The organism is Sphingomonas sp. 10B4, assembly GCF_035019905.1.
Classification (GTDB): domain Bacteria; phylum Pseudomonadota; class Alphaproteobacteria; order Sphingomonadales; family Sphingomonadaceae; genus Sphingomonas; species Sphingomonas glacialis.
Genome location: NZ_JASJVC010000099.1, coordinates 1 through 9882, shown reverse-complemented (window position 1 = coordinate 9882; position 9882 = coordinate 1). Strand labels below are relative to the sequence as shown.

The following is a 9882-nucleotide window of genomic DNA, read 5'->3' as shown; positions in this document are numbered from 1 at the left end:
GGACGGTCTCCAGCACGATCCATTGCCTCGGCACGACTTCAAGGCTGTCGGTCTGGGTCTCGCCGATCTTCTTGAGGTGAGCGCCGCTGCAGCAAGGGCAGTCCTCTGGTGCGGGCACGACAATACGGTGACGCGGCAGATGCTCTGGCAAGGGGCCGCGGACGGGCTTGCGGCGGGTGAAGGCTATGACGGCGACGCCACTGGCCTGCGCCTTGGCCACGGCCATCTCGGCGGCGATTTCGTCTTCGGTGGCGGCGGCAACGAGATCTTCGAGCTGCATCTCGAGTTGGTCGAGGAGACGGCTGCCACGTTCGGACGACTGGCCCCACTTGTCGGCGCGCGCCTTGGCGATCTGCAGTTTGAGTTCTTCGATGAGCGCGCGGCCCTGGGCGACATCGGCCAGGGCGATTGCGGCGATCGCCTCGGCATGAAGCTGTGCGGCTTCGGCGTGAAGCTGGGCGGCGAGCGCGTTGCGGGCGTTCAGGCGCTCGGTCACAAGCGCTGCCTTGAGCGCCTCGACGTCGTCCGGAAAAGTCTCGAAAAGCGCGTCCATCGAGGTTCAGTTTAGACCCGAAAACCGCCATTTTGTCGAGCCTTTTATACACGACAAGCCGCTGAAACTACGACTTTTATCCTGCCAGTTGCGGTCTGGTCGTGTGCTGTGGATTACGCCAGTCGATGGCCTCGAGCATATAGCCAAGTTGCGCCGCCGAGATCGCGACAACCCCGTCGACCGCCGATGGCCAGATGAAACGGCCGCGCTCCAGACGCTTTGCATAAAGCGACATGCCGATCCCGTCATGCCAGAGAATCTTCAACAGATCGCCCTTGCGGCCGCGGAAAATGTACAGGTCGCCGGCATGGGGATCACGCCCAAAACCATGCTGAATCTGCAAGGCCAGCGACCCCATGCCCTTGCGCATGTCGGTTCGCCCGGTGGCGATCCACACCCTCGCGCCGCCAGAAACCGGGATCATCGCGACAGCGCCCGCAACGCCGTCACCAGCAATGCCGGCGACGTGTTGTTCGCCACCCGCATGGTCGCACCGCCGATCTCGATCACCATCACCAGAGGATCGGCTGCGGACTTGGCCGGCGCCTCCGGGCTGATCATCACGGCGGCAAAGCCTCGGGGTTCCATGCGAGCCGCGCCGCAGAGCCGCCTGCGCCATTTGTAAATCAGCGACGGCGCCACATCCCGTTCTCGTGCGATCCTTGCCACCGACCCGCCCGGCGCAAGCGACGCCTCGACCATCGCCAGCTTCTCGTCCTCATCCCAGCGCCTACGACGCTCAACACCCGAAAATACCGTAATCTGACCCATAGCCACGCCTCTAGCCACGGCGCAAACCACAGTGCTTGCACCGTTGCTAACCTCTCAGGTCAGACGCACGCCGAATAGATGACCGTCGCCGGATGGATACAAAGGGATATTCCCGTTCGCGCTTGCAGAAGCACGCGCGCCACAAGTTGCTGCGGTGCTCGACGGGGCAGGGGCGATCGTCGATCCGGGGGAACGTTCGATCCGGCGCACTCCCCGCGAACTTTCCGAATCGCTGCGTCGGACGATATCGCGGTCGTGGTATTTCCGCGGCTCGTCCAGCGGCTGAAGCACATCGCGCCGGGGATCCGCATCGTGCTCGAACTGCCCGAGGAACGGACTCGGTCGCGGCTCGACGAGGGACGGATCGGCCTGTTCGTCACGCCGCAGGAGTTCGCCTCGCCGCGTCATCCGCTCGCATTGTTGTTTGCTGAGCGGCCGGCGTCGCGGGGTGTGCGGACAAACCGGCGCTGGCCGAGCGGCGCATCAGAAAAACCGATTTTCTCGCGCTCGACCATGTCGCGGTGCTGCTTGGCACCAATGTTCCGGCGGCGTTCGCGGACCGGCAGCTCGAGGAGATCGGCAAGGTCCGGCAGATCGGCGTGACGGTGCCGAGCTTCGCCACAGTCCTGTGGATGGTGGTCGGCACGCGGCGCATCGCATTGATGCATGACGGCTGGCCTGCTCGATGCGGACGTGCTTGCCGATCGTGCTGGTACCCGTGCCCTTTGTTTTTCCCGAAATGGCCGAGGTGATCCAGCATCACCTTGCGCGCGACGCTGATCCGGGGCTGCGCTGGCGGCGCGACCAATTGCGGGTCGAGGCCGCCGCCGATTAGCCTTCGGACGCGAAGATCGCGCCGGGGAGAAAACGGGCGAGCAGCGCCACCGCGGCGAGCAACACGATGTCGAGCGCGACGGCTCCACCGAAGGCGCGCTGTGCGCCGCCGTGATCGAGGATCGCGAAGAACAGCGAGCCGATCACCGCTGCGCCGAGCGCACCGCCGATCTGCTGCGCGCCATTGTGCATCCCGCCGGCGACCCCGGCATGCCCGCGATCGACCCGCGCCAGCGTGACCGGCCCGAGCGGCCCGGTGATGCAGCCCATGCCGATACCGCTCAGCGCGAGCGTCGCGGCGATCAACCCCGGGATCGGCGCGAACGCCACCGCTGCGGCGGTTCCCGCCAGGCCGAGCGCCATCGTCAGCGCGCCGAAGATCAGCAGCCCGGCGCCGACCCGCGGCAGGACGCGCGGTCCGATCAGCGCGATCCCCGCCATCACGCCCAGTCCGAAGGGTAAGTGGAGCAAGGCGGTGTCGAGTGGGCTCATGCCGAGGCCACGCTGCAGCACCATGCTCAGCACCAGCAGGAAGCCGTTGGTCGCGGTCGCGAACAGCAGCGTCATCGACAGGCCGAGGCGGAAGGTGGGTGCGGCGAACAGTTCGGGCGCGATCAGCGCCGATCCGACGCGCGCCGTTCGGCGCACCGAATGGCGCCAGAAGGCGATCGCCAGAACGACACTCGCGACCGGCAGCGCGAGGCTCCACCACGGCCAGCCCAGCGCGCGACCTTCGATCGCCGGGATCAGCAACGCGATCAGCGCGGCGCCGAGCAGAAGCGTCCCGATCGGATCGAGCCGAAGCGCGTGCGGCGAGCGCCCGCGCGGCAGCAGCCACCACCCCGCCATCAGCGCGACCAGCCCGATCGGCAAGTTGATCAGGAATACGACGCGCCAGCCGAGCCCTGCGGGATTGGCGGCGATCAGCAGACCCCCAAGGATCGGCCCGCCGATTGCCGCGAGCCCGCCGACCAGCCCGAACACCGCGAGCCGCGCGACGCGCTCGAGCGGCGAGTACATCAGCTGGACCAGCGCGATCATCTGCGGCGCCATGATCGCCGCGGCAGCGCCCTGCGCGAAGCGGGCCGCGATCAGCGTCGTCGCATCGGGCGCCAATCCGCACGCGAGCGAGGCGAGCGTGAACCCGCCGACGCCGACGAGGAACAGCCGCCGGTACCCATAAAGATCGCCCAGCCGCCCGCCGGCGACGAGCAGGATCGCGAACATCAGGAAATAGCCGGTGACGACCCATTGCGTCGCGCTCTCGCTCGCGCCCAAGCCTCGCTGGATCGCGGGGAGGGCGGTATTGACGATTGTCGTGTCGACAATCTCGAGCACGAGCGCGAGGATGACGGTCGTGAAGGCAAGCCGTCGACGATAGCCGAGCAGCTGCGCGACTCCGACCTCCGAAAGCAGTGGGGACGGCGGATGTGGTGGGATCGTCTCGCTTGACATGCACAGCAGCATATCGATACTGGTTTCAGAACAATAGTTCTAATTTGATGTCGGCATGAGCCCGGCGCGTAGGAGAGGCGAATCGTGGAAGCCACTGCACGTATTGCGTCGAACGCCGGGCGACGACCCGGTCTTGGGCAAGGTTCGACCGTCATTGCCGCAGGATTCCTGCCGATCCTGGCGATCGTCTCGCTATTCCCAGCGGTCCCGTCGATCATCGATCATTTTGCGGGTGACCCGGAGGCGGGCTGGAAAGTGCCGGCGATGGTGTCGGCGCCCGGCCTCGCGATCGCGGCGATCGCGCCGTTTGCCGGCATTCTGGTCGATCGCTTTGGGCGGCGGCGGCTGCTGCTGTTTTCAACGTTTTTCTACGCCCTGATCGGCGTCATCCCGTTCTTTCTCGACAATCTCAACGCGATCTATGGCTCGCGCATCCTGCTCGGGGTCACAGAAGCGGCGATCCTGACGACGCTCAATACGCTGATCGGCGATTATTGGGACGATCGCGGGCGGCGCCACTGGCTGGCACTGCAGGGGACGGTCGGACCGTTGCTCGCGGCCGGCATGATCTATTGCGCCGGGATGCTCACTGCGGTGCGCTGGAACGGCGTGTTCCTGATCTATCTCGTCGCTCTCCCGATCTTCGCGGCGATGGTGGTGTATCTGTACGAACCGGCAAGCGATGCGACCGCGCGCAAGATGCTCGGGATCGACCAGGATCGGGTCGCGCGCACGCCGTTTCCCTGGTCTTCGGTGCTGCAGATCGGCGCGGTGACGCTTGCCGCCGCCGTCTTGTATTACGTCTTCATCGTGAATGGCGGGATGGCGTTCCGCGAGGTCGGAATCCAGTCCTCGGCGAAGCTCGGCGAGCTGACCGCGCTGCCGAGCCTGTTCGTCGTCGTCGGCGCGGGCCTGTTCTGGCTGATGGGCCGCGCGCGCGCGCAACTGCAACTGGCGTCGTGCTTCGGGCTGCTCGGGATCGGTCTTGCGATGATCGGGCTCGCGCCCGATTGGAAGTGGATGATCGCCGGACTGGTGATCCAGCAGACCGGCGCCGGCATGACGATCCCGACGCTGATCGCCTGGGCGCAGACCAAGCTGCCGTTCGAACATCGCGGTCGCGGCATGGGCGTCTGGACCGCCTGCTTCTTCTTCGGCCAGTTCGCCAGTCCGCTGCTCGTCAGCGTCGTGCGCGGCGCGGTCGTCACGATGCAGTCCGCCTTCCTCACCGCCGGCGTGCTCGGCGTGCTCTGCGCGCTGGTCAGCGTCGCCATGGCGCTGCGCGCCCCCGTTTCCCATCCAGTCGAGGTTTGATGCCGATGCCGTCCACGATCAAGCGGGGCGTCAGCCTCTACAGTTTCCAGGAAGAGCTGTTCCTGCGCCAGATGACCGTCGAGGATGCGATCGCGTTCGCGGCCTCGATCGGCGCGACCGGGATCGAGGTGCTTCCCGAACAGAACATGCCGAGCTTCCCCAATGTCAGCGATGCCGAAGTCGCCTGGTGGAAGGACACCGTCGCCAAGCATGGCTGCGAGCTCAGCTGCTACGACATGTTCCTCGACACCAAGATCCGCAAGGATCGGCCGATGACCGATGAGGAGCAGGTCGCCTCGATCCGTCGCGACCTCGAATTGTGCCACCGGCTCGGCATCCGATCGATGCGGATCCTCGTGTTCGTGCGGCCCGAGATTCTCGAAAAGTGCGTGCCCTATGCCGAGGCGCTCGACGTCCATATGGGGGTCGAGGTCCATGCGCCGTGGCACCTCGAACATGCCTGGATCCTGCGCACGATCGACACGGCCGACCGGCTCGGGACGAAGCATCTCGGTATCCTGCCCGACATGGGCATCTTCATGAAGCATTACCCGCCGGTGTTCCGCGCGCGCTTCGAACGGCAAGGCGCGCGGCCCGAGGTCGCGCAGTTCATCGTCGACAGCCATGAAGCCAAGATCATGGCCGAATATACGATCTACGAGGTCGCGGTGAAGATGGGCGGCAACAAGGCCGAGGTGGCGATGGCCGAGACGCTGCGCCACGCGCCCTATGCCAATCCTAAGCGGCTCGCCGAATATGCGCCGTACTTCCGGCACATCCAGGCGAAGTTCTACGAGATGACGCCTGAGGCGACCGACCCGTCGATCTCGTATGACGAGGTCATCCCGGTGCTCGCGGCCGCCGGGTGGGACGGCTATCTGTCGAGCGAATATGAAGGCAATCGCTGGATCCAGGACGTCGAGCCGGTCGACAGCCGCGAGCAGGTCCGCCGCCAGCACACGATGTTCGAGCGCCTGATCGGCGCGACCACGACCGCTTCCTGAAGGGATTGCCCGCATGTTCGACAAATATCTGATCGTGGATGACAGCCTGCGCGCGACGGCGGACGGCTTCGCGTTCGACGCGCGGCTCGGCTATTATCGCGGGCTTGGGCTTTCGATGGTCGAGGATCTGGCCGTGACGATCGACGACCAGCCAGTGGCCCGCGAGGCGATCCGCTTCGACGAGACCGGCGGTGGCGCGCCGCTGACGCTCGACGAGATGGAAACCACCTATGACCGCCAGTGGAACTTCGGCGCGGTCGCGACCATCAGCGTGATCGCGTCCGAGCCGCTGGCACCAGGCGCGCACAGCCTTACGCTCAGCGAGCGACTGCGCGTCTCGTATCTGCCGTTCCCGGCGATCAACACCGATGCCAAGACGCTGGAATTGGCGGCGTGAGCGCGTCGCGTCGCGATGTGCTGGCGCTCGCGCTCGCGGGCGGCGCGACGCTACCGGCGGTGGCAGCGCTGCCGCCTGCCGCTCGGCGCGGGGTCGAAGGGCAGCGCGCCCCCGATCTCGGTGACGGGCGCTATCTCAATCCGATCCTGGCAGGGGATCGGCCCGACCCGTCGATCCTCAAAGATGGCGACGACTATTGGATGACGCATTCGTCGTTCGATGCGTCGCCCGGGCTGCTGATCTGGCATTCGCGCGATCTGGTCAACTGGACGCCGGTCGGGCCGGCGCTCGCCAAGCCGCTTGGCACAGTCTTCGCGGTCGACATCGTCAAGCATGGGGGGCGATACTTCATCTACATCCCGTTCATGAAGGCGGCGTGGTCGGGGGCATTGCCGAGTTTCGCCAACATCTACGTCATCCATGCGCCGTCGATGCACGGGCCGTGGAGCGATCCGATCGACCTCGGCATCGGCGATTTGATCGATCCCGGCCATGCGGTCGACGACGACGGCCAGCGCTATCTCTTCCTGTCGGGCGTCAACCGCGTCCGCCTTGCGCCCGACGGGCTCTCGACCGTCGGCAAGGTCGAGAAGGTCTATGATGGCTGGCACTATCCCGATGCCTGGATCACCGAAGCCTATTCGCTCGAGGGACCAAAGCTGTTCCGGCGCGGGGGCTGGCATTATCTGGTCAGCGCGGTCGGCGGGACGGGTGGCCCGGCGACGGGGCACATGGTGATCGCCGCGCGCGCGCGGACGCTCGCCGGGCCGTGGGAGAATTGCCCGCACAACCCAATCGTGCGGACGCGCAGCGAGGCCGAACGCTGGTGGTCGCGTGGCCATGCGACCTGCGTCGAGGGGCCGGGGGGGCGCTGGTACATGGTCTATCACGGCTATGAAAACGGCTATCGCTCGCTCGGGCGGCAGACCTTGCTCGAGCCGATTACCTGGACGGCCGACGGCTGGTTCCACGCGACTGGCGGCGATCTGTCGCAACCCTTGCCACGCCCGGGCGGCACCGCGGGGCCGCACGGCATTGCGGGCTCGGACGATTTCTCCAAGCCCGCGTTCGGAACGCGCTGGAGCTTCTACGGCGGGGGGCCGGGCGAGCTTTCGCGAGCGCGGATCGAGCGCAATACGCTGACGATCGCGGGGAAGGGCACTGGCCCGAACGATTGCGCACCGCTGACGCAAATCGTCGGCGACCATGCTTACGAAGTGACCGTCGAGTGCGAACTCGATGGCGACGCGCAGGGCGGGCTGCTGCTGTTCTTCAACGACCGGCTGTTCCTCGGCATGGGGATCGATGGAAAGCGCATGATCACGTATCGGGGCGGCAAGGCGAGCTATTGGCCCGAGCCGGCACCCGCGGTGCGGCGCCTGTCCATGCGGATCGTCAACGACCGGCAGATCGTGACCTTCTATTACAGCGTCGACGGCAAGCGCTGGACGCGCCACGGCGTGCGCAGCGAAGTCTCGGGCTACAATGCCAACACGATCGACGACCTCGCGCAGCTTCGCCCGGCGCTCTTCGCGAGCGGGGCGGGCAGGGTCCACTTCCGCGATTTTCGATATCGCGCGATCGCCTGACCGGAACGCGCGGGAGCGTTCCGGTCAGGCGCTGCTCAGGCGGCTATCTCGATCGGGGCTGGCGCCTCCGAGCGGCGCAGCTGCATCAGGCGGCGCCGCGCGCGGATCGCCGCGGCGTCGACCGACAGGATCACCGGGCGCTCGGCCCAGAAGTCGCGGCCGAGCATCGCCTGTTGGATCGCCTCGAGCATCGGGCCATCTTCCGCGTCGAACACCTGCTTGGCCATCGCTTCGGATGCGTCCCCCGGCTCGCGGGTGAAGAAATAGTGCGAGCTCGTCGCGGTTTCTGGCGTGATGATATGCGGATTGGCCATCGCCGGGACCACCATCGCCTGCCGTTCGCTACCGGCATGCGCGACACCGATGAACAGCGCCATCGACGCGGGCGCATGCCAGCGCATCTCGAGCCATTGGTCGACGCGGCCGCCGTCGGGCACGAGCGCGGTGGCGAAGGGCGGTGGCGGGGTGTCGGGCATCCGCCAGTTCGACCAGATCGCGCCGCTGTCGTCCTGCGTCGCGCTATGCTCGCCGTTGAACAGCGCGCCGTTGGTCGCGAAGGTCTCGATATGGAGGAACTCGGCATGGCTGAGGTCCATCAGATTGTCGGTGATGAACTCGTAATTCGCGCGCATGTGCGTGCGTCCGCGGACGATCGGCGGGCCGGCGTCGATGAACGAGAAATCGGGGATCAGCGCGGGATCCGCCGCGGCGGCGTCGCCGGGCCAGACCCAAACCGCGCCCCAGCGCGCTTCGGTCGGCCAGGACGAGACCTGCGTGTTGGGCGGGATCAGGTCGGAAAAGGGGTTGCGCACGCAGCCCCCGTCGGCGCCGAATTCCAGGCCGTGATAGCCGCAAACGATCCGGTCGCCAGCGCGTTTGCCACGGCTCAGCGGGGCGAAGCGATGCGGACAGCGATCGGCAAGCGCGGCGTAGCTACCGTCGGCGAGTCGATAGATCAGGCGCGGCTCGTCGAGCAGCGTACGGGGCAGCATGCCGCCCTCGGGCACCTCGTCCTCCCACCCGGCGACATACCACAGGTTGCGCACATAGGGTTCCATCGGCATTCCTTTCCTAGTCATGATTATAAAGAAACCAGATGGTTCCTATAGCGCGTCCGGTGGCGTGCGCAAACCCCCTGTGAGCCGAGATCCCGAGACCGTGACGGCGCGTATTCTCGATGCGGCCGAGGCCGAATTCATGGCGTCGGGGTATGAAGCGGCGAGCACCAATCGGATGGTCGCTGCGTTCGGGGGATCGAAGGCGACGCTGTTTCGCTACTTCCCGACCAAGCATGCGCTACTCGAAGCGGTGATCCGCCGCATCACCGCGCGCGGGCAGGCGCGGGTCGGCGGCGTCGTCGGGCAGGAGGATGATCCCCGCGCCTGGCTTACGACGTTCGTCACGCAGGTGTTGAGCTGGATTCTCGGGGACGATGCGCTGTTTCTCGGCCGGCTCGGCATTGCCGAAGGGCATAAGCTGCCGACGTTGAGCGGCGTCTTCCATGCGACGGCGGGCGCGCCGCTCCAGCGGCAACTCGCGGAGCAGCTCGAGCGATGGACGCGTGATGGCCGCCTCGTGTGCGACGATCCCGCTGGCGACGCGCAGCGATTGTTCGACCTCGCGATCGCAGGGGCGGTCAGCCGCGCGCTGTACGGCGCCGAGCGACTCTCGGGGCCTGCGCTCGCTGACCATGCGGCAGCGAGCGTTGCGCTGTTCCTGCAGGGCCGGGGGGGGCCCGGGGGGCGGGGGGGGGGGCGCGCCCCGGGGGGGGCGGGGGGCGGCCCCCCCCCCCCCGGGGCGGGGGGGGGGGGGGGGGGGGGGGGGGGGGGGGCTGGGCCCACTCCCGCTATTTCCCATACCGCGCCCGCCCCGCCCCGCACCGCGGGGGCGGGTCCGGGCCCGGCGCTGCTCAGGCGGCTATCTCGATCGGGGCTGGCGCCTCCGAGCGGCGCAGCTGCATCAGGC

General features: G+C 67.0%; 11 protein-coding genes. 5 read left to right on the top strand and 6 right to left on the bottom strand.

Going from position 1 to position 9882, the window contains the following annotated elements:
• The 5 genes from QN347_RS17770 to QN347_RS17750 all read right to left on the bottom strand — a co-directional run.
• A partial coding sequence (locus tag QN347_RS17770) for an IS66 family transposase zinc-finger binding domain-containing protein (RefSeq protein WP_323494255.1) occupies positions 1-553 on the bottom strand: 553 nt, incomplete at its 3' end.
• 76 nt (positions 554-629) lie between these two features.
• Positions 630-977, bottom strand: coding sequence for an IS66 family insertion sequence element accessory protein TnpB (gene tnpB / locus QN347_RS17765; protein WP_322159907.1), 348 nt, complete (start codon positions 975-977; stop codon positions 630-632).
• Positions 974-1324: an IS66-like element accessory protein TnpA gene (gene tnpA / locus QN347_RS17760; protein ID WP_322159908.1), complete on the bottom strand. Its 351-nt coding sequence runs from the start codon at positions 1322-1324 to the stop codon at positions 974-976. The genes tnpB and tnpA overlap by 4 nt, the downstream gene beginning before the upstream one ends.
• A 404-nt stretch (positions 1325-1728) precedes the next feature.
• The gene (locus tag QN347_RS17755; RefSeq protein WP_322163930.1) at positions 1729-1992 is read right to left on the bottom strand and encodes a hypothetical protein; all 264 of its coding nucleotides are present in this window, start codon (positions 1990-1992) and stop codon (positions 1729-1731) included.
• Between the two features lie 163 nt (positions 1993-2155).
• Positions 2156-3613: an MFS transporter gene (locus tag QN347_RS17750; RefSeq protein WP_322163929.1), complete on the bottom strand. Its 1458-nt coding sequence runs from the start codon at positions 3611-3613 to the stop codon at positions 2156-2158.
• 84 nt (positions 3614-3697) lie between these two features.
• Between QN347_RS17750 and QN347_RS17745 the strand changes: the two genes are divergently transcribed.
• Genes QN347_RS17745 through QN347_RS17730 form a run of 4 tightly spaced genes read left to right on the top strand, consistent with a single transcriptional unit; the run spans position 3698 to position 7917 of the window.
• Positions 3698-4927 (top strand): MFS transporter, encoded by a 1230-nt coding sequence (locus tag QN347_RS17745; RefSeq protein ID WP_322163928.1) that lies wholly within the window; start codon positions 3698-3700, stop codon positions 4925-4927.
• Positions 4927-5931 (top strand): sugar phosphate isomerase/epimerase family protein, encoded by a 1005-nt coding sequence (locus tag QN347_RS17740; protein ID WP_322163927.1) that lies wholly within the window; start codon positions 4927-4929, stop codon positions 5929-5931. Before QN347_RS17745 ends, QN347_RS17740 begins: the two co-directional genes overlap by 1 nt.
• 13 nt (positions 5932-5944) lie before the next feature.
• On the top strand, positions 5945-6328 hold the full coding sequence (locus QN347_RS17735; RefSeq protein WP_322163926.1) for a C-glycoside deglycosidase beta subunit domain-containing protein: 384 nt from the start codon (positions 5945-5947) through the stop codon (positions 6326-6328).
• Positions 6325-7917 carry a family 43 glycosylhydrolase gene (locus tag QN347_RS17730; protein ID WP_322163925.1) on the top strand — a complete coding sequence of 531 codons (1593 nt, stop codon included), beginning with the start codon at positions 6325-6327 and terminating at the stop codon, positions 7915-7917. Before QN347_RS17735 ends, QN347_RS17730 begins: the two co-directional genes overlap by 4 nt.
• A gap of 35 nt (positions 7918-7952) precedes the next feature.
• Here QN347_RS17730 and QN347_RS17725 read toward each other — a convergent pair whose 3' ends face one another.
• Positions 7953-8975, bottom strand: a complete 1023-nt coding sequence (locus QN347_RS17725; protein WP_322163924.1) for an aromatic ring-hydroxylating dioxygenase subunit alpha — start codon at positions 8973-8975, stop codon at positions 7953-7955.
• Positions 8976-8994: 19 nt separating this feature from the next.
• On the opposite strand from QN347_RS17725, the gene QN347_RS21005 reads away from it, so the two are divergent.
• A partial coding sequence (locus QN347_RS21005; protein WP_416350889.1) for a TetR/AcrR family transcriptional regulator occupies positions 8995-9882 on the top strand: 888 nt, incomplete at its 3' end.

Coding starts and splice junctions, on each gene's coding strand:
- tnpB (WP_322159907.1), bottom strand. CDS start 977: ATGATCCCGGTTTCTGGCGGCGCGAGGGTGTGGATCGCCACCGGGCGA.
- tnpA (WP_322159908.1), bottom strand. CDS start 1,324: ATGGGTCAGATTACGGTATTTTCGGGTGTTGAGCGTCGTAGGCGCTGG.
- QN347_RS17755 (WP_322163930.1), bottom strand. CDS start 1,992: ATGCATCAATGCGATGCGCCGCGTGCCGACCACCATCCACAGGACTGT.
- QN347_RS17750 (WP_322163929.1), bottom strand. CDS start 3,613: ATGTCAAGCGAGACGATCCCACCACATCCGCCGTCCCCACTGCTTTCG.
- QN347_RS17740 (WP_322163927.1), top strand. CDS start 4,927: ATGCCGATGCCGTCCACGATCAAGCGGGGCGTCAGCCTCTACAGTTTC.
- QN347_RS17735 (WP_322163926.1), top strand. CDS start 5,945: ATGTTCGACAAATATCTGATCGTGGATGACAGCCTGCGCGCGACGGCG.
- QN347_RS17725 (WP_322163924.1), bottom strand. CDS start 8,975: ATGGAACCCTATGTGCGCAACCTGTGGTATGTCGCCGGGTGGGAGGAC.